19 protein-coding genes are annotated in these 23,414 nt (G+C 69.5%); 11 read left to right on the forward strand and 8 right to left on the reverse strand.

What is annotated here, in order from left to right; genetic code table 11:
* Window positions 1–752, reverse strand: a 752-nt coding sequence (locus VKZ50_16795) for an SDR family oxidoreductase (GenBank protein HLJ61385.1), incomplete at its 3' end; no start/stop codon positions are given.
* Between the two features lie 140 nt (window positions 753–892).
* On the reverse strand, window positions 893–1,354 hold the full coding sequence (locus VKZ50_16800) for a hypothetical protein (GenBank protein HLJ61386.1): 462 nt from the start codon (window positions 1,352–1,354) through the stop codon (window positions 893–895).
* A gap of 207 nt (window positions 1,355–1,561) precedes the next feature.
* Here VKZ50_16800 and VKZ50_16805 point away from each other — a divergent pair, with 207 nt between their 5' ends.
* Together VKZ50_16805 and VKZ50_16810 are read left to right on the forward strand one after the other, a co-directional pair.
* Window positions 1,562–3,337 (forward strand): M28 family peptidase, encoded by a 1,776-nt coding sequence (locus VKZ50_16805; protein ID HLJ61387.1) that lies wholly within the window; start codon window positions 1,562–1,564, stop codon window positions 3,335–3,337.
* A 62-nt stretch (window positions 3,338–3,399) separates the two neighbouring features.
* Window positions 3,400–4,968 carry an ABC transporter substrate-binding protein gene (locus VKZ50_16810; GenBank protein HLJ61388.1) on the forward strand — a complete coding sequence of 523 codons (1,569 nt, stop codon included), beginning with the start codon at window positions 3,400–3,402 and terminating at the stop codon, window positions 4,966–4,968.
* A gap of 84 nt (window positions 4,969–5,052) precedes the next feature.
* On the opposite strand, the gene VKZ50_16815 is transcribed toward VKZ50_16810, so the two are convergent.
* On the reverse strand, window positions 5,053–5,721 hold the full coding sequence (locus VKZ50_16815; protein HLJ61389.1) for an aspartate/glutamate racemase family protein: 669 nt from the start codon (window positions 5,719–5,721) through the stop codon (window positions 5,053–5,055).
* A 221-nt stretch (window positions 5,722–5,942) separates the two neighbouring features.
* Between VKZ50_16815 and VKZ50_16820 the strand changes: the two genes are divergently transcribed.
* A complete protein-coding gene (locus VKZ50_16820; GenBank protein HLJ61390.1) occupies window positions 5,943–6,719 on the forward strand; it encodes an N-acyl homoserine lactonase family protein in 777 nt (258 codons plus the stop codon).
* A 60-nt stretch (window positions 6,720–6,779) separates the two neighbouring features.
* Window positions 6,780–7,409 carry a TMEM175 family protein gene (locus tag VKZ50_16825; protein HLJ61391.1) on the forward strand — a complete coding sequence of 210 codons (630 nt, stop codon included), beginning with the start codon at window positions 6,780–6,782 and terminating at the stop codon, window positions 7,407–7,409.
* 60 nt (window positions 7,410–7,469) lie between these two features.
* On the opposite strand, the gene VKZ50_16830 is transcribed toward VKZ50_16825, so the two are convergent.
* Together VKZ50_16830 and VKZ50_16835 are read right to left on the reverse strand one after the other, a co-directional pair.
* A complete protein-coding gene (locus tag VKZ50_16830; protein ID HLJ61392.1) occupies window positions 7,470–8,516 on the reverse strand; it encodes a M20/M25/M40 family metallo-hydrolase in 1,047 nt (348 codons plus the stop codon).
* Between the two features lie 255 nt (window positions 8,517–8,771).
* Complete coding sequence (locus VKZ50_16835) at window positions 8,772–9,485, reverse strand: SDR family oxidoreductase (GenBank protein HLJ61393.1); 714 nt, start codon at window positions 9,483–9,485, stop codon at window positions 8,772–8,774.
* A gap of 300 nt (window positions 9,486–9,785) precedes the next feature.
* On the opposite strand from VKZ50_16835, the gene VKZ50_16840 reads away from it, so the two are divergent.
* The 6 genes from VKZ50_16840 (at window position 9,786) to VKZ50_16865 (ending at window position 16,401) form a co-directional block, all read left to right on the forward strand.
* The gene (locus tag VKZ50_16840) at window positions 9,786–11,126 is read left to right on the forward strand and encodes an aspartate aminotransferase family protein (protein HLJ61394.1); all 1,341 of its coding nucleotides are present in this window, start codon (window positions 9,786–9,788) and stop codon (window positions 11,124–11,126) included.
* 60 nt (window positions 11,127–11,186) lie between these two features.
* Complete coding sequence (locus tag VKZ50_16845) at window positions 11,187–11,957, forward strand: SDR family oxidoreductase (protein HLJ61395.1); 771 nt, start codon at window positions 11,187–11,189, stop codon at window positions 11,955–11,957.
* Window positions 11,958–12,166: 209 nt separating this feature from the next.
* Complete coding sequence (locus tag VKZ50_16850; GenBank protein ID HLJ61396.1) at window positions 12,167–12,952, forward strand: IclR family transcriptional regulator; 786 nt, start codon at window positions 12,167–12,169, stop codon at window positions 12,950–12,952.
* Window positions 12,953–12,974: 22 nt separating this feature from the next.
* The gene (locus tag VKZ50_16855; protein ID HLJ61397.1) at window positions 12,975–13,988 is read left to right on the forward strand and encodes a M14 family metallopeptidase; all 1,014 of its coding nucleotides are present in this window, start codon (window positions 12,975–12,977) and stop codon (window positions 13,986–13,988) included.
* 1 nt (window position 13,989) lies between these two features.
* Window positions 13,990–15,462 (forward strand): M81 family metallopeptidase, encoded by a 1,473-nt coding sequence (locus VKZ50_16860; protein HLJ61398.1) that lies wholly within the window; start codon window positions 13,990–13,992, stop codon window positions 15,460–15,462.
* Between the two features lie 60 nt (window positions 15,463–15,522).
* A complete protein-coding gene (locus VKZ50_16865) occupies window positions 15,523–16,401 on the forward strand; it encodes a TIGR03619 family F420-dependent LLM class oxidoreductase (protein ID HLJ61399.1) in 879 nt (292 codons plus the stop codon).
* 32 nt (window positions 16,402–16,433) lie between these two features.
* Here the strand turns inward: VKZ50_16865 and VKZ50_16870 are convergent, their stop codons facing one another.
* Window positions 16,434–17,189: an isoprenylcysteine carboxylmethyltransferase family protein gene (locus VKZ50_16870; GenBank protein ID HLJ61400.1), complete on the reverse strand. Its 756-nt coding sequence runs from the start codon at window positions 17,187–17,189 to the stop codon at window positions 16,434–16,436.
* A 92-nt stretch (window positions 17,190–17,281) separates the two neighbouring features.
* On the opposite strand from VKZ50_16870, the gene VKZ50_16875 reads away from it, so the two are divergent.
* Window positions 17,282–18,916, forward strand: coding sequence for a gamma-glutamyltransferase family protein (locus VKZ50_16875; protein ID HLJ61401.1), 1,635 nt, complete (start codon window positions 17,282–17,284; stop codon window positions 18,914–18,916).
* Between the two features lie 139 nt (window positions 18,917–19,055).
* Here VKZ50_16875 and VKZ50_16880 read toward each other — a convergent pair whose 3' ends face one another.
* Together VKZ50_16880 and VKZ50_16885 are read right to left on the reverse strand one after the other, a co-directional pair.
* On the reverse strand, window positions 19,056–19,844 hold the full coding sequence (locus VKZ50_16880; GenBank protein HLJ61402.1) for a hypothetical protein: 789 nt from the start codon (window positions 19,842–19,844) through the stop codon (window positions 19,056–19,058).
* 280 nt (window positions 19,845–20,124) lie between these two features.
* Entirely contained in the window at window positions 20,125–22,524 is a 2,400-nt protein-coding gene (locus VKZ50_16885; GenBank protein HLJ61403.1) for a molybdopterin-dependent oxidoreductase, read from the reverse strand.
* Between the last annotated feature and the right edge of the window lie 890 nt (window positions 22,525–23,414).

Raw genomic sequence — 23,414 nt, forward strand, 5'->3', positions numbered from 1 at the left:
CGGCCGATGAACGGCATCTTGGTCGCCATGACGGTCAGGAACTGGACGTTCGCGTCCAGCGGGAGGCTCGCCATGTAGACGACCGCGCGAGCCACGTAGGTGGGATCCATTCTGGGCTCGACGCGCGTGGATCCGTCGGCCTGCGGAACGCCCGCCTCCATGCGTGCCGTCATGTCGGTCGCGGCGTTGCCGATGTCGATCTGACCGCAGGCGATGTCGTACTTGCGACCGTCGAGCGAGGTCGATTTGGTGAGGCCGGTGATCGCGTGCTTGGTCGCGGTGTACGGTGCCGAGTTCGGCCGCGGGGCATGCGCCGAGATCGAGCCGTTGTTGATGATGCGACCGCCGCGGGGCACCTGGGTCTTCATGAGCCGGAACGCTTCTTGGGTGCAGAGGAAGGCGCCCGTGAGATTGGTGTCGACGACGGCCTTCCACTGGTCATACGTGAGGTCCTCGAGCGGCACCGCCGGGGCGCCGATCCCGGCGTTGTTGAACAGCAGGTCCAACCGGCCGAGGGCGTCCTTCGTCCTGGCGAACAGCGCCTTGATGGACGCGGGGTTCGTGACGTCGGTAGGCACCACGACCACCCGCGATGCCGACTCGGTCGCGGTCCGAGCCGTCGCGTCCAACGGTTCCTTGCGGCGCCCCGCGAGGACGACCGCGTATCCCTCCTGCAGCAACGCCAGCGCTACGGCCCTCCCGACACCTGTTCCGGCGCCGGTCACAACGGCAACCTTGTTCGTCGATTCCATTTCCCGGGCTCCCTCCGCTCGACCGGTCGTTCGGCGTCGTCTGCGATGATCGCGCGCCGCAGTTCTTGGGGTTGTTGGATTTCGCTGCCGCGCCGGAATGGCCTCCCTTCGCACCCGCACCACCCCGGCCGGTGCCCCCCTTACTGCCAGCGCGATGGGTCGGCGATTTGACGCCGGGCGTCCGCAAGCGACATCCGGCCGGCGCACACCGCCCGATTCAGACTCAGCTCCCAGGTATCTTTGCGTTTGGCCTGATCCCACGGCTGCGGCCAGAGGTTGGTCGGATCGGTGGGGTGACCGCCGAGCTCGAGCGGAATGAGATGGTCTTCTTCGTACGCCCCCACAGGTCCGGGGAGGTGCCGGGCGGTGATCTGCCGGCGCTTCAGCTGATCCGTGTAGGCCCGGGGCGGTCGCACGGTCTTGGTCCAGCCGCGGACGCAGATCGTCTGGTTGATGTTGGTCTGGGTCACCGCGGGGTTGTAGGCGCCCCGGGGCGGGGTGTAGTCGGGTGCCATGCCGGCACTGGTCGCGGCGGGAACGGCACCGGGCGCGAGCAGCGCCAGGGCCAGCATGAGGGGAACCGACCGGTACCAGTTGCGCACGGGCATGAGCCTCCGCTGAGAGGATCGTGGCACCCTCACGCCGCGGACACATTCGTGGCCCGCGCGCAGCACCCTCTGTGAGGAGATTTCTGGCCCCGCGGCGAATCCTTCGGCTCCACGGATAGGAGATGCTCTCTCGGTCGCGTTCACGACCGCGTACCTCGTCGCGGGCACGGACGGTGGGGAGAGGCAGAGGAGGCTCAGTGGATGCCGGTGCGCTCCCTCGACGTCGGCGAACGGACCCTGGTCGAAGCGGTTTCCGCGGACCGGTTGATGGCAGCGACGCGGGCGATCTCGCAGTGGGTGCGTCTGTCCGGGACCCCGGACGAGGCGCAGGCGTTCGACTGGATCGAGGAGCGTCTCCGCGCGTACGGGCTTGAGACCAGCCGGTACCTGCACCCAGGGCTGGTGTCGTGGCCGGAGTCCGCAACCCTCACCGCGTCCGCCGGTGCGGTTCGCGTTCCCTGCGCGACCCACGCGTTTGCGGTGTCCACGCCGCGCGGCGGCCTCGCGGGGCCCCTAGTCTACGTGGGGCGCGGCACGGACGAAGAGCTTCGCCGCGTCGACCTGCGCGGGAAGATCGCGCTCGTGGACGGGATCATCGCCCCGAACAAGAACCTCGCGGTGGAAGCCACGGGCGCCGCGGGCTCGGTGTGGATCGCCGGGACCTACCTCCACGAACGGGCGCTCTCCCCGGTGTGGGGGACGCCGACGCCCGAGACGGCGCGTCTCTTGCCCACAACGCCCTCGGTGTCGGTGACCGGCCACGAAGGGGCCCGTCTCCGGGACCTCGCGCAGGCGGGACCCGTGGAGGTCCACCTCGACACGCGCGTGTATCGCGGCTGGAAGCAGCTCCCCTGCCTTGTCGGGGACCTCCGGGCGGCCCAGGCGGGATCCGACGCGGAGACGTTCGTGATGTTCAGCGGGCACGTGGACTCGTGGTATTACGGGGCGATGGACAACGGGACGGCCAATGCGACCATGCTCGAGGTGGCGCGCGTCTTGGGCGCGCGCCGTGCGGACCTCCGCCGGGGGTTCCGGGTGGCCTTCTGGTCGGGGCACTCGCACGCCAGGTACGCCGGGTCCGCATGGTACGCCGACCACTTCTGGCACGATTTGCACGATCGCTGCGTGGCCCACGTGAACGTGGACTCGGTCGGCGGCCGGGGCGCGACGGTCTTGTCGGAAGGCAACAGCATGGGCGAGTTGCGGGAGTTCGCGAGCGACGTGATCGAGCAGCTCGCGGGGCAGCGGCTCTCGCCCCGGCGCTACGGACGCGCGGGCGACCAGTCGTTTTGGGGCCACGGGATTCCGTCGCTGCTGATGTTGTTGTCCGAGCAACCCGCCGAGCACGCCGATCCCGTGCTGCTGGCGCTGCACCATCAGATCAGCGGCGGCGTCGGCAAGAGCGGCGGCCCCGGGTGGTGGTGGCACACGCCGGACGACACCGTGGACAAGATCGACCCGGCGTTCCTCAAACGGGACGCGGAGATCTACGCGGTGCTCCTGTATCGGTTGTGCACCGCGGCGCTGCTCCCGATCGACCACGGCCCGGTGCTCGCGGATCTCCACGACACGGTGCGGGACCTGCAGGCGGCGTGCGGCGACCGCGTCGACCTCTCGCCGGTCGCGCGCGAGCTTGCGGCGCTCCGCTCGACGGTGGAGGAACTCCGAGCGCGCGCGGCCGCGGCGGCGACCGACGCCGAGGCGTCGGCGATCAACCGGGCGCGCATGGGGATCAGCCGGATGTTGATCCCGGTCGACTACACGCGGACCGGCCAGTTCGATCACGACCTCGCGGTGCCGACGTCACCGCTCCCCGGGCTGCAGGGCGCGCACCGGCTCGCCTCGCTCAGCCCCGGCACCGACGAGTACGAGTTTCTGCTGACCCGGCTCGTGCGCGAGCGCAACCGCACGGCGTTCGCGGTGCGTGAGGCGAGGCGGGCCGCGGACGAGGCGCTCGCACAGCTCGGCGGCCGCTGAACGCCGCCCTCGGGGCGGACGTCAACCGGCCGGATCCGTTCCACGGAGAGGGGGACGCACGCATGCGTCGCTACGTGGTCACCGCGGCCCGTTGGGCCGTGCTCTTGGTTGTCGCCGTCGTCCTGGCGGCGGGCGGAACGGGTGGGCCTGCCGGAGCCGCCGACACGATATTGCGGTACGCGCAGATCTCCACCGGGACGAACAAGATCCCCGCCTTCACGACGACCGGCGAGGACACCCAGATCATGGCCCAGATCTACGATGCGTTGCTCCAGGCCGACGCCAAGACCTGGAAGATCGAGCCGGACCTTGCGACCGCCTACACGGTCAGCCCCGACGGCAAGACGTGGACGTTCACGCTCCGGAAGGGCGTCAAATGGCAGCAGGGGTACGGGGAGTTCACCTGCGCGGACGTGCAGTTCACCTGGAACTTCCACAAGGATCCCGCGAACCATTCGTTCTGGCAGTCCCAGGCGGCCATCGTCGACAGTGTGGCGTGTCCGGATCCCTACACGGCGGTGTTTCACCTCAACGCTCCGTTCCAGGGGTTCGTCTGGAGCGTCGTGAACGTCGAGCCGTCGACCGGTTGGGTCATGTCGAAGGCGGCATGGGACAAACTCGGGCGCGCGGGTTACGAAAAGACGCCGATCGGGACCGGTCCGTTCATGGTCAAGTCGATCACCCCCGGCCAGGACGTGCTGCTGGTTCGCAACCCCGACTACTGGGGGCGCAAGCCCGCGCTTGACGGGATTGACTTCAGCGTCATTGCCGACGCCCAGACCGCCGCGCTTGCGGTGAAGTCGGGCGCGGTGGACATCACGAACGCCGCGGGCGATCCGGTCGTGGCGACCGAGTATCAGCACACGCCCGGCGTCGTGGTGATCGCGAAGACGGCGCTGCGCACCGATTGGCTCGAGATCAACATGACGGTGAAGCCGTTCGACAACGTGAAGGTCCGCCAGGCGATGCGGTACGCGATCGACTACAAGGGGCTCGCGTCCGCGGTCCTGCGTGGCTACGGCGTCCCAGGGTACGCCGGCATCGTCATGGCCGGCATGACCGGGTACGACGCCTCGGTGAACCCGCAGAACACGACCGATCTTGCGAAGGCCAAGCAGCTGCTGCAGGAGTCCGGTGCGCAGCTGCCGATCAAGGGATTCTTCACGACCTACAACGACACCCTCGACATCAACGCGGCGCAGTTCCTGGCGGCCAACTTCGCCCAGGTCGGTATCCAGATGGAGCCGCGCCCGCTCGAGCGCGGGACACTCGTCCAGGAGCGGATCAAGCCCACCACGCCGGCGTCGGTGATCGGGGACGCCGTGTCGCCCGACCCTGACGGGTTGCTGTCGCTGACGTTCCTCAGCAGCGAGAACCCCCCGGCCGGCCTCAACATCGCGCGGTACGCGGGGATCGACGACCTCTTTCTGGCGCAGCGGACCCTTGCGTCGCCGGTGACACGCAACAAGGCGTTGCATGACATCCAGGTGCGGCTGGCGACCGACGTGCCGGCGATCGAGTACTATGTCATCAAGGAGATCTTTTTCACCACCCCGCGGGTGCACAATTACGAGCCGTTTGTCCTGTTCGGCGGCGACCCGCTCGCGCAGGTGACGCTCTCGGCCAAGTAACCGCCGGGAGATTCGCTCCTCGAATGCGCCTGCCCGGGCCCTCGCCGGTGGCCACCGGCGAGGGCCCGGGACCGTCCGGACTCGCTAGCCCCGCGCGGCGGCGGCCTGCTCGGCGGTGCGGATCGAGACGGGCAGCGGGTCGAGCACCGGCACGCCGAACTGTGCCCGGAGGTCCTGCGTGATGCCGAGCGTGCCTTGGGTCATCGAGCCGAGGTAGAGCACGTCGGCCTTATCTTCCCGGATCGCCGCGGCTGCGGCTTCGCGCATGACCCTCCGGCCCTCGTCCGGATCGGCGAGGATCTTCCGCACCGTGGTCTTCATCGGACGCACGACCACCACGTCCGGCTTCGCCGCGACGTGCTGGATCATCGCGTAGGCGCCGGGCACGGCGGGTTCCACGGTGAGGATCGCGAGCCGAGATCCCAGGAGCCGCGCAAGATACAGGGAGGCTTCTCCGGGTCCGACGACCGGCACGCGGGCTGCGGCCCGCAGCGCGTCGAGGCCGGGATCCACGGCCCCGCCCGCGATGATCGCGCCGCATGCGTCGGGTGCCACTCCCGTGACGGCGCCGAGCGCCGCGCGCTGCATCTGCGCGAAGTCTTCGGGCTGCTCGAGGACCTTCGGGCCGTCGGCGGGCCTCAGCGTGTCGATCGTGAATCCCGGGCTGAGGTACGACCGCAGGATCTCGAGTCGGCGGGCGTTCTCCCGTGCGTCGTATCCGGTCATGGCTTCAAGGTAGATGAGGCGCGGCATGGAGTCCTCCTTGGAATCGACGTTCACACGATTCGCAGGCGATCGACCGGCTCCTGGCGCGGTTGCGGCCGGCCGTCACCCGGCTCCTGCGGCAGGAGGCCATCGGCGCGGTCGCGTAGCATCCCAAACGTCGCCCGCGGGCGCTCGGCATCATGGGGTGGACCAAGATGTCCCGCGACCGGCGGCGCCCACACGACTGCGACGCGCGCGAGGAGGGACCGATGCCGGGCACGTACGAGATCTACGCGCTGAGCCCAGGAGGGCGGACCGTGGACTGGTCGACCCGCATGTACATGTACCCGGCGGGCGAGACCACCACCTCCGCATACTTTCTGTGGCTGCTCCAGGGTCCTGCCGGCCCGATCGTGATTGACACGGGGTTCACCCCGCGCCTGGGGAAGGCCAAGGGCGTGCCGGTCGAGCAGATGCGAACGCGGGACGAACTGCTGGCGACGGCCGGCGTGGATGCTGCCGCGGTGCCGACGGTGATCCTGACCCATCTGCACTGGGATCACTTCGACGTCGAGGGCATCTTCCCGAAGGCGACGTTCTGGGTGAATCGCAAAGAGTTGGAATTTTGGACCGACTACGGCGCCGCCGAGCGGTGGCACCAGCGGTTTCTGAGCGATTGCTTCGCCTCCGACCTCGCGGCGCTGCGATCCGGCAACCGACTCCGACTTGTGGACGGCAACGCCGAGATCACCGACGGCGTCGGGGTGGAGTGGGTCGGCGGCCACTCGCCGGGCATGCAGATCGTGACCGTCCGCACGGGGAAGGGGCCGTTTGTGATTGCGAATGACGCGCTCACGACCTACCGCAACCTGCGAGACTGGGCGCCGCCGGCGATCCACCTGGGTGCGATCGCGGAGTGCCTGCGGGGCATGGAACGGATCCGGACGCTCGCGGGCGGTAAAGAGGATCTGATTTGCCCCGGGCACGACGGGGAGGTGTGGAATCGGTTCCCCGAAGTCAAACCGGGCGTGTACCGGCTGGCGTGACGGCGGCGGGCAGGCGGCGCGTCCGCCGGCCCGCCCCGCGCCGGCGAGTGCGCAGACGTCATGGAAGCGGTGTACAATCGCTTCGCCGGTCAAAGCCTGGAACGCCTCGCGGCGCTGAGCGACGGCGTGTTCGCGATCGCGATGACGCTGCTCGTGCTCGACCTCCACGTGCCGGCGACCGAGGCAATTCACACCGAGCACGATCTGTGGCGCGCCGTGGTGGCGTTGACGCCGCGGTTGATCGCGTACTTGATGAGCTTCATGACCCTCGGCATCTTCTGGATCGGCCAGCAAACCCAGCTCAACTGGCTCGCTCGTGGGGACCGGAACGTGGCGTGGATCCACATCGCGTTCTTACTCGCGGTGTCGGTCACGCCGTTTTCGACGGCGCTGTTGGCCGCGTTCATCACTTATCGCGTCGCGCTGCTCGCCTACTGGATCACCGTGCTCCTGCTCGGCGTGACGCTCTACGGCAGTTGGCGTTATGTGCTCCGGGCAGGCCTGCTGCGGGAGGGTACGCCGCCGGACGTGCGGGCCTCGATGGAGCGGCGCATCGTGGTCGCGCAAGCGCTGTACGCGCTGGGGGCGCTGCTCTGCGTCGTCAGTACGTATTGGAGCATCGCGTTCATCGTGCTGCTGCAGCTCAACTTTGCGATCGCCCCACGCCTGCGTTTCCTGTACCGTGTTTAACCGTGCGACCGCGGTTGGGCCGCCGGTGGTCCGCCGCGTCCGCGCACTGGCGCGACGGCCCTATGCGGGCGGCGTCGTGACGAACGCACGCAGCAGGTCTGCGGTCAGCACGAGGTCCGACTCCTGCACGGTCTCGTTTGGACTGTGCGTGTACCGGCACGGGAACGCCACCATCGCCGTGGGTACGCCCTCCTGGATCCACTCGCGGCCGTCGCTCGAAAAGTTCTGAAACACGGCGTGCTGGAACGGGATCCCGGCGCCGCGGGCGGCGCCGATCACCGCGCGCGTCGGCACCGTGCTGTAGGGGAGCGTCATGTCTTTGTGCACGACGATCGGCCCGGCGCCGAGCGAGACCGGCATCTGCCGGCGGTCGACGAGCGGAATGTCACCCGCGAGGCCCACCTCGACGATCAGCCCGACGTCGAACCCGGCCGCCGCCGAGCGCGCGCCGATCAGGCCGATTTCCTCCGCGATCGTCGAGGTGAACCAGACGTCGTACTGGAGGCGCGACCGGTCGAGCCCGTCGAGCATCGCCGTCATGAGCGCGAGCGCGGCGCGGTCGTCCATCGCCTTGCCGACGATGTTCTTACCCTCGCGCCGCGTCACCACCGCGTTGATCACCGGGCAGCCCGGGTGGATGCCGAGCGATTCGGCGTCGGCGCGCGTGCGCGCGCCGATGTCCACGTAGAAGTCCATCCAGTCGGTACCTTCACGCTCGAGGCGGGCGCGCTGCTGCCGGGTCATGACGTGCCCCGTGACCGTGACGAACGTCCCGCGAACGATCCCGGTCTCGGTCAGGATCTCGGCGACCAGCCCGAGCGGAGTGGGCTCCGGCGGGCGCTGCTCGCCGAGACCGCGGCCCGCGGTCAGCCACACAAAGCCCTGATCGTCGACGCTCTTGACGCGGAAGCAGATCTCGTCCGCGTGCGCGCCGATCAGGAGCTTCGGCCCCGTCCCTCCCAGATGCGCCATCACGTTGCCGATCGGCGTGCGCTCCACGCGGAGGCCGCGCTCGCCCCACGCGCGCGCGATCCACTCCTGGACCTCGTCCTCGCGCCCGGTCGGCCCGGTGAGCTCTGTCAGGGTTTTGACCAGCTCAAACATCATCGACTCCTCGAGGTCAGTCTTCACAGCCTTCGAAGAACCCACACGCCTCGCAGCGGACGCGGCACCAGAGGCGGACCATGGGGTGACCGCAGGCAGGGCACGGCGACCCGGCGTCCAAGATCGGCCGCTCGGGCAGATCGGGCCGTTGCTGGACGGCACCCTCGGGCAGACGCCGGTCGTTGTGTGGAACGGGCGTGTCGATGGTGGGCTCCCGGCCTGGCGATGACGTAGTGTTCTCTGGGCGCGGCCAGGTTCCTACGCGGTGTACGTCACCGCCGCCGGCACCATCACGTCCTCAAGCGTGACCGACGGGTACGCCGCGACCGCGAGGATCACGTCGGCAACGGCCTCCGCGGGGATGACCTTCGTGCGGTCGAACTCCGGCGTCGCCGCCCACCGCATCGGGGTATCCATCGGGGCCGGGCAGATGGCGTGCACCGCGACGCCGTACGGCTTGCCGAGCAGCGCCAGCGACCGGGCCAGACCGACGACGCCCGCCTTGGCCGCGCCGTAGATCGCCGCGATCGCCCCGCCGTTGACGGCGACGCGCGACGAGACGAGCACCAAGCGGCCTCCGCGGCGCGCGATCAGCCGCGGCATCGCCGCCTGCGCGATCAGAAACGCCGGCGTCAGGTTGCCTTCGATGACGCGGTGCCAGTCGTCGAGCGTGCACTGTTCGAACGGTTTGACGAGGGATTCGCCGACCGTGCTGACGACGATCCCCGCAGGGCCCCACCGGTCCGCCGCCGCGAGCACCGCCTCGACGTCCGCAGACCGGCGCGCATCCGCGGCGACCGCCTGTGCCTCCGCGCCGAGCGCGCGCGCCTCCGCGGCCACGGCTTCGACATCGGCACGCGTCCGCGCGGCCACGACAATCCGAGCGCCCGCCCGTGCTCCGGCGAGCGCCACCGCCCGCCCGAGCCCGCGTCCGCCTCCGAAGACCGCGATCGTTTCTCCCTGCACTGCCATCCGCCACCTCCGTCGCCTGTGGTCTTGCGGCCTCCGTTACGCGGTCCGCGACATCAGCTCCTGCTTCGCCTCCGCGACGACGTACAATCTTCCGCATCGGCGGGGATCCCCGGCGTATCGCTGTGCGAAACATCGTTTCTTTTTTTCCTCCGCGTGTCGACCGCACGCCGCCGACGGGGGGCGCGCGTCTTGACCGCCGCACACGTCCCCCGCTATCATGGGTGGCGATCGGGTCATGAAATTCGGTTTTGTGCAATGAAACACCGGCGCGAGTCGTCTGGCGGCGAGGAGGATCGGCGCATGAGCCGTAGACCCGAGGATGCGTGGCCGTACGAATACACGAGTGCCCCCGCGTACATGGCACGCGCGCGCCGGGTGCTCTCCGGCGGCGTCAACAGCAACATCCGTCTCGCGGAGCGCCCGGCCCCGCTCGTGGTCGCGCGCGGGCGGGGGGCCGAGATCGAGGATCTCGACGGCCACACCTACATCGACTACATGCTCGGGATGGGCCCGGTGATCCTCGGGCACGGAGACCCGAGGGTCACCGACGCCGTGGTGGCCGCCGTGCGGGACGGGGTGGCGTTCGCCGGCCAGCATCCGCTCGAGGCGGACGTCGCCGAGCGGCTCCGGGCTGCGGTACCGTCGAGCGAAGTTCTCCGGTGCGCGTCGTCGGGTTCGGAAGCGGTGCACGCGGCCATCCGGATCGCCCGTGCGGCCACGGGGCGGTGGAAGGTCATCCGCTTCGAAGGGCACTACCACGGCTGGCTCGACACGATCTTCGTCGCCGACCGACCCGAGCCGGAAGGGCCGGTCGCGCCGGCCCTCCCGGGCACCGGAGGCCAGCCGGCGAGTGCGCTGCAGGACGTGCTCGTGCTGCCTTGGAACAACTTGCAGGCCGTGGAGGTGGCCGCCTCCCGCTACCGCGGCCAGATCGCGGCGGTGATCCTCGAGCCGATCCTGTGCAACACTGGCGTCATCCCGCCGCGGCCCGGGTACCTCGAAGCGATCCGCGCGTGGTGCGCCCGCGACGGCGCGGTGTTGATCTTTGACGAGGTGATTACGGGCTTTCGCGTGGCGCTGGGCGGCGCCCAGTCGTTGCTCGGTGTCCGTCCGGACCTCACCGTGTTCGGCAAGGCGATTGCGAACGGGTTCCCGCTGAGCGCGGTCGGCGGGCGGCGCGATCTGATGGAGCAACTGGGATCCGGCGCCGTGTTGCACGGCGGTACGTACAACGGCAACCCGCCGGCCATGGCCGCTGCCAAGGCGACGCTCGAAGCCCTCGCCGCCGGCGGCGGCGACGTCTACGCGAGGATGACGGCGACCGGGCGGGCGCTGATGGAGGGGTTGCGTCGGCTCGGGGCGGAGGTCGGCGTGCCCGTGCTGGTGCAGGGGTCGGGGCCGGTGTTTCACATGTGGATCACGGACCGCCCGGCGATCGACGAGCCGCGCGTCGCGAGGAGCGAAGGCGCCGTCCAGTACGCGCAGTTCGCCGAGGCGATATTGCGGCGCGGCGTGCGCGTCGTTCCGGGCGGACGATGGTATCTGAGCGCGGCGCACACCGCGGAACACGTGACACGGACGCTCGAGGCGGCGCGCGCCGCGTTCGTCGAGGTGCGCGCCGGGCCGGCCGACGTGGCCTAGGGGAACGCTCCGGTGCGAGATCTGCGGGGCCGCGCGCGGCCCGCGAGGAGGGACGCGGTCGTGACGGACAACGCGGTCGAGGGCGAGTTCGCGGGGCAGGTGGCGATCGTGACCGGCGGTAGTCAGGGCATCGGCGGTGCGATCGCCAGACGCCTCAGCGCCGGCGGAGCCGCGGTGACGATCTGCGCGCGCCGCGCCGACCGCGTCTCCGACGCGGTGGAGCGTCTGCGGGTGTCGGGCGCCCGCGCGCACGGGCTCGTCGCGGACGTGCGCGACCCGGCCGATGTCCGGCGGATCGTCGACGAAACGGTGCGGGAGTTTGGCCGGCTGGACGTGCTCGTCAACAATGCCGGGACCGGCCAGATCCGCGACACGCTGACCCTCGAGCTGGATGCGTGGCGCGGTCTCATCGATACGCACCTGACCGGCGCGTTCCTGATGAGTCAGGCCGCCGCGCGCGTGATGATCCCCGCCCGCCGCGGCGTCATCCTCAACATCGGGTCCGTGTTCTCGATCCGGGGGATGCCGCGGCGCGCCGCGTACTGCACCGCCAAGCACGGCCTCGTGGGGCTGACGCAGGCGCTGGCCTGCGAGTGGGCGCCCCATGGCCTGCGCGTCGTCGCGCTCGGTCCCGGCTACATCAGCACCGTCCGGGAGATGCCGATCGACTTCTCGGGCGAGGTGGTCGAGCGGCGCACGCCGCAGGGCCGTTGGGGCACGCCGGAGGAAATGGCGGAGGTCGCCGCGTTTCTCTGCTCGCCGCGCGCGTCCTTCGTCAACGGGTCGCTCACGATGGCAGACGGCGGCTGGGTGGCGTACGGCGGATGGTGACGGCCCGTTCCCGGCGACGCGTTGGCACGCCGCCCGCAACTCGGCGCGCGGGACGCGCCCGCGCCGCCGGCGCCGCGAGGCGGCTTCGCCCGCGCCGCGATCGGAGCGGGCGCGGCGGGGGTGCCCGGCCCGCAGTCGGACCGAAGCGGCGGTTCGGCCGTTCCGCTCGACGCCGGGGCTTCGCGGTTGCGGAGTCGCGCCGGTATGCGGTGGCAGCGCTCGAGCGCGGGCTCGCCATGTTGGAGACGCTCGCCGAGGGCCCGCTCACGCTCGGCGAGGTCGCGGCCCGCACCGGTATGCCAAAGGCCACGGCGTTCCGCTCCCTCGTCACGCTGGAGGGTCGCGGCTTTATCGAACGCGGCCCCGGCGGCACGTATCATCCGGGGCTGCGGTTGATTCAGCTCGCCCAGGTCGCGCACGCGATCGTCGACCTCCGCCGCGTGGCGCAACCATACCTGCAACACTTGCATGACCGGTCGGGCGACACCGTGAACCTCGCCGTGTGGCACGATCGCCGCGTGGTGTACCTGGACGTGCTGCCGAGCCCGCGGCCGCTCCGGTTCGTCGAGACGCCCGGAAGCACCGTCCCGCTGCACGCGACTGCGCTCGGCAAGGCGATCGGCGCGCATATCCCGGAACCCGAACTCGCGAAGCTGCTGCGTGCGGCCGGGATGCCGCGCTTCACCGCGCGGACGATCACGACGGTGCCAAGGTTTGTGGCCGAAGTGCGCGCCGTTCGCGACCGCAGGTACGCGATCGACCGGCAGGAACAGGCCGTCGGCGCGGTGTGCGTCGCCGCGCCGCTGTTCGACGGACACGGGGTCGTCGGCGCGGTGAGCATCGCCGCGCCGGTGGCACGCATGGGCGCCCGACGGCTCGGAGCGATCGCGCCCGAGCTGCTCGACGCGTGCGCCGCGATCTCGCGCACCCTCGGGGCAGACGTGACCCCGCGCGCGCGCCGGCGGGTGCTCCGCGTCTTGCGGCCGACACGCTGAGCGAGGGGGGGTTCGACGTTTCATGCCCCATGACCCGATCCGCATCCCCGTCTGCGAATTTTCGCTCGCGGCGGTGCCGCCGGGGACGAAGCGGCGCCTTCGTCTCGTGATCGACCGCCTGCCCGATGGTCAGGACCTTGCGTTTCCGGCGCTCGTTGCGCGTGGGCATGCGCCCGGCAAGACGCTGCTCGCCACCGGGGCGGTGCACGGGGACGAGTACGAGGGCCCGGTCGCGATCCAGGATGTGTTTGCTGCCCTGGACCCGCGCACGATGCGAGGGACGTTCTTCGGTGTGCCCATCACGAACGGCCCCGCGTTCTCCACCGCGACGCGGGAGGGTGCTTGGGACCACCAGAACCTCGCTCGGATCTTCCCCGGCCGCCGCGACGGCACGCCGAGCGAGCGGGTCGCGCACGCGTACGCGACCTACCTGCTAACCCAGGTCGATCTGTTGCTCGACCTTCACGGCGGCGGGACCATGTACGCGATCCATCCGCTCGCCGGCTACCACATGCGACCCGGGGACCTCGGGCGGGTCCAACGCGCCGCCGCGATCGCGTTCGGGCTGGACCTGGTTTGGGGAACCGGCGGCCTGCCCGGCCGGACGCTGTCGGCCGCCGGGGAGCGCGGGTTGCCAGCGATCTACGTCGAGATGCCCGGCGAAGGGCGGTGCCGGCCGCACGACCGGGCCACGGCCGTGCAGGGCGTCCGGAACGTCCTCGCGTTTCTCGGCATTCTCGAAGGCCGCTACCCGGTGGACCCGCCGCGCTACCTGGTTGAGACCGACGTCCAGGGGGCCGGGCACCTCCAGGTGGACCACCTCAGTCCGACGTCCGGCCTGTTCGTGCCCGCGATCCGCGTCTGGGACCGGGTGACGCAGGGCCAGTCGCTCGGTGAGGTGCGAGACCCCGACGGGACGGTGCTTGCCGACGTGCCGGCCGCGCGCAGCGGGCGGGTGTTGTTCCTGCGCACGCTGCCGCGCGTCGTCTCCGGCGACGCCCTCGCGTTCGTGCTCGCGGTGCCCGGGGACGCGTAGGATGCGAATCGCCGTCGCCACCTTCAAGCAGGAGACGAACACGTTCGCCCCCGGCCCGAGCGATCTGGATTGGTTCAAGGCCGACACGTTCGTCGCGGGGGAGGACGTGCTCGCGCTCGCCCGTGGGCCGCGGATCGAGCTAGCGGGGTTTCTCGATGTGCTCGCCGAGCGCGGCGTCATCCCGGTGCCGCTCGTCGGCGCCCATGCGTGCTCGGGCGGGCCGCTGCGCCATACGGCGTTCGACGCGATCCTCGACGATCTGCTGCGGCGGTTGCGTGCGGCGATGCCGGTAGACGCGGTGCTGCTGAGCCTCCACGGCGCCCTCGTGCTGGACGACCACCCGGACGGCGACGGGCTGGTGCTGCACGCGGTCCGGCGGCTCGTGGGACCCGCCGTACCGGTGGCCGCAAGCCTCGACCTGCACGGGCACATCACGCCCGAGATGGCCCGGTCCGCCGACATCCTGGTCGGCTACAAGACCTACCCCCATACCGACATCTACGAGACCGGGGAGCGTACGGCGCGCCTCTTGCTGCGGCGGGTCGCCGGCGAGGTGCGGCCGGTCACCGAGCTCGCGAAGCGGCACCTGCTGCTGAGTCCCTCGAGCACGACCACCGATGCGCCGCCGTTCCGGGACCTGATGAACCGGACGGCCGCGCTCGAGGCCGAGGGGCGCATTCTCGCGGGGTCGCTGTTCCCTGTGCAGCCGTGGCTCGACGTCCCGGACCTGGGGTTCGCGGCGGTCGTGGTCTCGGACGGCGACCGGGACGCGGCGCGCCGCGCCGCCGAGGCGCTGTGCGACGAAGCGTGGCAGCGGCGCGCCGAGTTTGCGCCGAACCTGCCGTCCCTCGACGACGCGCTCGGACGCGCCCTAGCCGCTCCTCGTGGGCCGGTCGTGATTGGTGACTCCGGCGACGCCCCGAGCGGCGGGAGCGCCGGCGATCACGCCGCGGTGCTGCGCGCCCTGCTCGCGCGCGGCGTCGACCGGTCGGGCAAGACCGCGCTGCTCACGCTGGTGGACGCGCCGGCCGTGCGTGCCGCGCACGCGGCCGGGGTGGGCGCGGCGATCACGGTGCCGCTCGGCCACACGGTCAACCGCGCCGACGGCCATCCGGTCACCGTCACCGGAACCGTGCGCGCACTCGGCGACGGGACGTTCACGATGACGGGACCAGGGATGACGGGCGTCGCCGTGCACCAGGGGCGGATCGCGGTGCTGGCCCTGGGCGGCATCTCCATCCTCCTCCGCGAGTTGCCGACACTCGAGTGGGATCCCGGGCTGTTCCGCTCGGTTGGGCTGGAGCCGTCACAGGCGGACCTCGTGTTCGTCAAGTCCCCGTCGCACTTCCGCGTCTCGTACCGGCCGATTGCCGCAGAGCTCCTGATCGCGGAGACGCCCGGCGCCAATTGCTGTAACATGGAAAAGCTCGTGTTTCGGCACGTCACGCGGCCACTGTACCCGCTCGACAAGTGACCGGCCGGCGACGGAGAGGACAAACCGGAGGATCCTGATCCTCCGCGCGGGGAGGTTCGCATGGAGTACGGTGTCACGTTGCCCGTCGCCGGTCCGGTCGCGACAACCGAGGCGCTCGCCGCGGTCGCGACGCGGGCCGAGGCCCTTGGCTTTACGTCGCTGTGGGTGACCGACCACATCGTGATGCCGCTCTCGATCCAGAGCCCGTACCCCTATACCGCCGATCGGCGCGCGCCGTGGGAGCCGACGGTCCCGTACCTCGACGCGTTCACGGCCCTCACCTGGGCCGCCGCGGTCACGCGCCGAGTCCGCCTCGGCACATCGGTGCTCGTGCTACCGATGCGCCCGCCGCTGGCCGTCGCGAAGACGGTCGGCACGCTCGACTTCCTGTCGGGCGGGCGCGTCATCCTCGGCGTCGGTGCCGGGTGGCTGGAGGAGGAATTTGCGCTGCTCGGCCAGCCGTTTCGTGACCGCGGGCGCCGTATCGTCGAGGCGATCCGGGTGCTGAAGGCGAGTTGGGCCCGCGACCCCGTGCAGTTCGACGGAGTGTTCTACCGATTCGCGCCGTTTGCGATGGACCCGAAGCCGCCGCAGGGCGCGCGCCTTCCGATCCTAGGGGGTGGGGAGAGCGACGCCGCGCTGGGCCGGGTCGCCGCCGCCTGCGACGGCTGGCACCCGCTCGGCCTCGGGCCCGAGCAGGTGAAGGACGGGCTCGCGCGCCTCGCCCCGCTCGTCGCCCACGCCGGGCGTTCCATGGAGGACCTGTTCCTCACCGCCCGGCCCGGGGTGGCCCATCCGTTGACCCGGGAGCTGGCCGCGCGGTACGAGGTGCTCGGGGTTCGCCTCCTGGTCGCGGACATCAGCTATCGTCAACTCACGCTCGCGCAGAGCCTCGCCGAGTTGGAGCGGTTGGCGCGGGAGTTGCGGCTTCCGGCGTGAGGCATCACGCGAGCACGTGAACGCTGGCCGTTCTACCAGACAAACGGGATCAATCTGTACCGCGTGCGGGCCATGTACGCGTCGTAGCCCGCCAGTTCCCGCCTCAGAAACCGCTCCTCGATCGTGGCCCGCGCCACAACCGTTGCGATCGGAACGCTCGCGAGCAGCGCCGCCGCGTAGGATCCGAGCCACAGGGGCATGCCAACGAAGAACAGGATGCCCCCCGCATACATGGGATGTCGCACGACTGCGTAGACTCCGGTGTCGATGACCGTTTGGTGCCGCTCTGCCTGGAGCTTCACGACCGGCGCGGCGAAGGCGTTCTCTCGCAGGCCAAGCGCGATGATCCACCATCCCGCGACAAAGAGGACCAACCCAAGCGATGACACCAAGACTCCGGGCTCGCCCATCAGGCGAAACCGGAAGACGTCGAGGGGGATGAACGCGATCAGCCCGAATGTGGTGGCGACCAACGCGACGGTGACGATCTTGTCCGCAAGCGGCTGTCCCTGCTGGATCGGTCCCTTCAGGCGTTCGTTGAGGAGGGCCTCGTTGCCGGGGAAAATACTCACATACGTCGCCACCGTGGCCACGCAAACCACACCGAGGAACACCCACGCCCGCCACCAATGCAGCGTGCCTGCCGGCAGGAACAGGAGGCCGCCGAAGATGGCGATCGTCAGCGCGCCGCTCATGATCAACTTGAGGAGGACCATCGTCCCGTCGCCCTCGCCACACGCGTCTTCGGCCTCGGCCTCGACGTACCCGCTGGCGGATATCCTGACCACGGCCCCGGCGGCGTCCGCGCAGGTGAAGCCCCGGCCTGGCGCGTAGCGTACTCGGGGACGTGCATCCGCGGCGGCGATGGGGGTGGGGCAGAGTGAGCGCGACCTCGAGTCCGACCGGTGCGCGCAAGACGCGGTACCGGCCGATCCGCGGCGCCGGGGCGGCGGTCGTGGCGGGCCATCCGCTGGCGGTCGCCGCCGGCATGCGGATTCTTGACCGTGGCGGCAACGCCATTGACGCTGCGATCGCGACCGCCGCGGCCGTGGCCGTCGTCCGCCCCCACATGTGCGGGGTGGCGGGCGACGGGTTCTTCCTGATCTACGATGCGGGGACGGGGCGCGTGCACGCGCTCAACGCGGGTGGTCCGGCGCCGGAGGCGGTGACGCCCGCGCACTTTCGCGGCGGGATGCCTGACCGCGGCGGGATCCTCTCCACGGTGCCGGGGATCCTCGACGGGTGGAGCCAGGCGCATGCGCGGTTCGCCACGCTCCCGTGGGCCGAGCTGCTGCACCCCGCGATCGAGCTGGCGGAGCGCGGGTTCCCGATGTACGAGTCGCTCACCCATTGGATTCAGACGTATCAGGACAAGTACCGGGCGAACGGGGCGTGCGCCTCGGTGCTCCTTACGGGCGGCCATCCGCCGGCGCCCGGCACGCTGTTCCGGCAGCCCGATCTCGCCGGTACGTTCCGCCGGCTCGCCGAGCGGGGCGCCCGCGACTTCTACGAGGGCGAGCTCGGCACGACGTTCGTGCGGGGGCTCGCAGACGCAGGCGGGCTCGTGACCGCGCGGGACCTCGCCGCCTACCATGCGGTGTGGGGGGAGCCGGTGCGCGCGGCGTACCGCGGCCACGTTCTCCACACGCCGCCACCGTTGTCCCAGGGGTGGATGCTCGCGCAGATGTTGAGCGCGCTTGCGGGCGTGGACCTCGGGACGGTCCCGTACGAGAGCGGGGACCGGGTCGTGCTGCTCGCGAACGCGGTCCGTGCCGCGTTCGAGGACCGCGACCGCTGGTTCGGGGATCCGCGGTGGACCGGGTTCACGCTCGATCGCGTGCTGTCCCCCTCGCGCGTCGCTGAGATCCGCGCCGGGTTGCGCGGGCGCGCGACGTCTGCGGCGCGGGCGGATCGGTCCGGCGACACGACGGCGTTGTCCGCGATCGACGCGCAGGGCAACGCGGTGTCGATGATCCAGAGCCTGTGGACCGATGCCGGCGTGATGATCCCCGGTACCGGGATCCTCGTCAACGGTCGGCTCGACTCTGCGAGCGTCCGGCCGGACCATCCGGATCTCGTCGCCGGCGGCAAGACGCCGGTCTACACACTGCACACGTACATGGTGACGCGGGACGATCGGCTGCGTCTCATCGGAGGGACGCCGGGGGGGCACAGCCAGGTGCAGACCAATCTCCAGGTGGTGACGAACGTCCTCGACTACGGGCTTAGCCCACAGGAGGCGGTCGAGGCGCCGCGGTTTCTGCTCGGCGGCGCGCTCCACTACGACACGCTGTCCGCGATGTTTCTGGAGGGTCGGTTCCCGCCGGAGGCGCGCCGCGCGCTCGAGTCGGACGGATACGGGGTCACGACGATCGCGGATTGGGCCGAGCTTGCCGTGGAGGGCGCGAGCCCGGTGAGCGTCGGTAGCGCCAAGGCGATCGGAATCGATCCCGGGACGGGCGTCCGGGCGCTGGGGGTGGATCCCCGGCGAGACGCCTACGGCGCGGTGCGCTAGGCGCGAGGTCGTTGCCCGCTCTCTGCGATCGTACCACAGCGGCGCCCTCAGCAAAGCGTGCGGGATGGACACGCCGCACGCCCGCCGTCAACGGAGGGGCACGACGGGTCTTGACCGCGGTCACGTCATCACGTCGCGCCTACTCGAGCCAGATCTGAGGCGCTTTGCCCCATGCGTACTGGACGCGCAGGCGCACGCGCCGTCCCTCGCGCACGCGTACGGACGGGATCCACCGGAGCAGTTCGTCCGCGCGCGTTCCGATGCGCGGCAGAAGGTGACCCGGCCAGACTTCCTCGTAGCTGAACAGGCGCACTGCGTTCACGGAACCGGTGACGAGCGGGACGAGCGCCACGGTCGCGTCCACGGGCGGGACCCGCTCGCGGAAATCAGAGACGCACGCCAGGGCCGGCAGCGACATGTCCAGCGTCGCCGGCGTTTCGCCGATCACCGCGGCTTCCGTGCCCGGCGTGACGCGCAGCGGAAGCCCGGACCGGTGGCGCGCGTGCACGAGCTGGACGAGGTGGTGGCCGCGGGCCGGGATGACCTGCGCGCGCGGCGCCCGCGCCCGCACCCGCTCAAGGGCCTTGACCATCGGCCAGTCGGTCAGCCACGCGGACCACATCTCGCAGATGATGACGTCCGGTGCTTCGCGGGGCAGCGCGGCCCGCAGGACGTCGGCGCGGCGCGGCACGAAGTTTCGAAACTCGCAGGAGAGCCGGCGCAGGTACGGGAGCGCATCCCGATCGACCTCGAAGGCATAGACGCGACGCGCGCCCGCGGTGAGCGCATAGTACGACATCGGGCCCACCCCCGCCCCGAGGTCGTACACGACCCGATCCGGCGCCACTCGCCGGATCGCCGCGCGGTACAGCGCGTTTCGGTCGTAGTCGTTGAGCATCGACCAGTGAAACCCGAGATCGACCGGCATCCTGTGCCCCCAAATGCTTGCCAAATATGGATTCCTACGCGGTGCTTGTGGTGAACATTGTTACTTGTCTAAAACTTGTCTAAGAGGTCCCAGGACAGTCGAAGGAAGTCCTGCAAAAGAAAGGAGAGGGCGTTGGATTTCCGCCCTCCCAAGGATTGCTATGTGTCTACGGGGCAACTACGTGCGGCGCGTAGGACACATAGTGTGACCCGTCCGGCCACACTATGTGTCACGTTCAACCCGTCAAGACTATCCTTTCACCTCCCAGTTCGGGCGCATGTCACGCGCCCGCTGGCGGCGTGAACGCCGTGACGGCCGGCGGCACGCCCACGTACTTCTCCACCTGCACGAGCGACGAGTGTGACGCGTTGCCGTCGGACAGCTTCGAGTTCGGCGCGTCGCTTGTCACGTTATTGACGCTCCCGTGGCGATCCAGCGTCCCGGCTGCCCCCGGGTTGAGCGGATCGTACCAGCCGCCCTCGTGCATCACGACGACGCTGCGCCGCGTGCGCGCGGTGACGACGGCTCCCGCGAGCGTCTGCCCGCGACCGTTGAACACCCGTACGACGTCGCCGTTGGCGATGCCCCGGGCGGAAGCATCCGCGGGATTGATCCAGATCGGCTCGCGCCCACCGACCTCATACTGCTGCCGCAGCCGCGTCTCGTCCAGTTGCGAGTGCAGCCGATCCGGCGGGTGCGGCGTGAGCAGATGCAGCGGGAACTGCGCCGTCAGCGGACTGCCCAGCCACTCGCTCGGCGCGATCCAGGTCGGGTGCGGCGGGCAGTCGTCGTACTTGAACGATGCGATCGTCTCGGAATAGATCTCGATCTTGCCAGACGGCGTGCCGAGCGGATGGTTCACGGGGTCGGCACGGAAATCGCCGTACCCGACGAGCTGCTCGGCGCCATCCGTCACCGGGAACTCGAGATAACCCTGCTGCCAGAACGTATCGAAGTCGGGGAACGCCATCCCCTGCTTTTGAGCCTGCTGCGCGGCCACCCCGTAGAACTGTCGGAGCCACGCCATCTCGTCCTTGCCTTCCGTGTACTGCGGGCCGACGCCGAGACGGGCGGCGAGTGCGGCGCAGATGTCAAAGTCGTTGCGGGCCTCAAACAGCGGCGGCACGACCTGCTGCATCGCCGCGATGAACTGGCTCGTCGAGATGATGTCGTTGCGCTCGAGCGTCGTGGTCGCCGGCAGCACGATGTCCGCGTGCTTCGCGGTCGCGGTCCACGCGTACTCGTGCACGACGGTGACTTCGGGATGCTGCCAGGCGCGCACCACCCGGTTGACGTCCATTGCGTGATGGAAGTTGTTGCCGCCGGCCACGTACACGAGCTTGATGTCGGGGTACGTGATCCTCTGGCCGTCGTAATCGATCGTCTTGCCTGGGTTGAGCAGCATGTCGGTCCACATGTTGATCGGCACGAAGTCCTTTACGGGATTCTGGCCCGTGGTCAACCCCGGCACGGCTGGCGCGGTGCCGATCGGGGCACCGATCGTCACAGGGAAGTCGATTTGGACGCCGCCCCCCGGCAGCCCGAACTGGCCGAGCATCGCGGACAGCGTGATCATCATCCAGACGGGCTGCTCGCCGTGCGACGCGCGCTGCAGCGGATAGCCGCCCATCAGCACGGTCCGCGACTTCGCCATGCGGCGCGCGAGCGTGCGAATCGTCTCGGCCGGGACTTCGGTGATCGGCGCGGCCCACTCCGGCGTCTTCGGCTGCCCGTCGGTTTTCCCGGTCAGGTAGTCGGCGAACTTGTCGAAGCCGACGGTGTACTTATCGAGGAACGCCTGATCGTGGAGGTTCTCCGTGTACAATACGTGCGCCGTCCCGAGCATCATCGCCGTGTCCGTGTTCGGGCGGATCGCGATGCGCTGGGCCTTCAGGAAGTCGTCGGTGTCGGTTTGCAGCGGGTTCACGGACACGACGGGGATCTTGGCGTCCCGGAGTTGCGTCACCCAGTTCATGACCAGGTGCCCGCCGTCTCCAGAGAGCACCTTCGCGTTGACGAGCGGATCGTACCCCATCATCACCACTAAGGTGCTGTTCTTGATCAGGCTCGGCCACGCCGACCCGCGCGGCGCCGCATCGCCGACCACGTGCGGGCTGATCACCGGCAACGTGGGCGCGCTGTACGAGTTCACGCGGTAGACAAAGCCGCCGAGCAGCACAAACAGCCGCTGCATCGCCCCGGAGGCACTGTGAAACTTCCCTGGACTCTGCCAGCCGTAGTCGCCGCCGTAGATCGCCCGGTTGCCGTACTGGGTTTTCACGCGTTTGATTTCGCCCGCCACGATGTCGAGTGCCTCGTCCCACGACACCCGCACGAACGGCTCGTTGCCGCGCCCCGCCGTATCGCTGCGCGACCGGTCACGGTAAAAGCCTTGGCGGATCATTGGGTACTTCACGCGGGCGGACCCGTACAGCAGGTCCGGCATTACCGTCACCATCGCGTTGGGATGCGGATCTTTCCCGAACGGCATCGTACGAACGACGCGCCCGCCCACGACCTCCGCGGTGAACAGACCCCAGTGCGCGTTGTTGAGCTTCGTCACCACCGTGGCGTCGGTCGCGCCGCTCACCGGCAGCGCCCCGAGCAGCGGAGCCGCCATCAGGCCTCCCAACGCGACCCCGCCCTGCCAGAGAAACGTTCGCCGTGTGATGGGTGTCATCGTTCGCCCCTCCTCATAGAACCCATGTTGGCACACTTTCTTTCGGATGCCCTTAGGGTCATGATACAAACCTTCAGCCGGACCAAACATAGGTCGCCGGCCCTATTTGCGTAGATCGGCCCGCCCCGAAAAGAGCCTGAAAGAGCACGGGATCGACATGGCCATGTGGGAATTTGCCGCACCCTGAACGCGGCAACAGAAAACGCATTTAGAATCAATGAGGGTTCGACAGGTCGAGTCTACAAGAAGCCATGCGATATATGCACGTGAAGGCCCGTGACGGTGATATGACAATGTGTAGGGCGGCGAACGGGCAACCCTGCCGATTTTGGATAGAGACCCAAAGGAAGGACGGATTAGCATAGTAGCGGCCATCATGTTTCTGCGATTCTCAGGACCTGCGCGGGAGGCGAGCACCGAAGGGAGGGACAGCGCGTGCATGACGCCACACCAAACGCTCGCCAAGATCGCTGTAATCCTCGTCGTTATGATTGCCTTGGTAGCCAGCGGAATAGGGCGACAGGCGCCGGTACAGACGCCACCGCCGAGGCACTACGTTCCCACCACCCCGCTGCCCCGTATCGAGTGGCTGCACAACCAGTGGCTGCGCACCTGCCCGCCGTTCCGTTCGGAGATGTGCGTCGGTTAGAATAGGCCCTTAGCCGATCAGACAGACGTAAAGGAGGGGATCGTTAGGCCCTCTCCCACACGTCCGATGCGTCTTTGATATGGCGCAACCTCCCACTCCCACTAGTGTAGCGTCCTGAAAGTACGGTTACATAACACGGAGCGGATCTCCCGTGTACGTCCAGGCGAACGGCTTCGCATCGACGTTGTACTCGGCAATGGCGCGCATGATCGTGTTGATGAGCTCTTGTCGAGAGGGAAAG

The sequence above is a fragment of the bacterium genome (genome assembly GCA_035295165.1).
Taxonomy (GTDB): Bacteria; Sysuimicrobiota; Sysuimicrobiia; order Sysuimicrobiales; family Segetimicrobiaceae; genus JAJPIA01.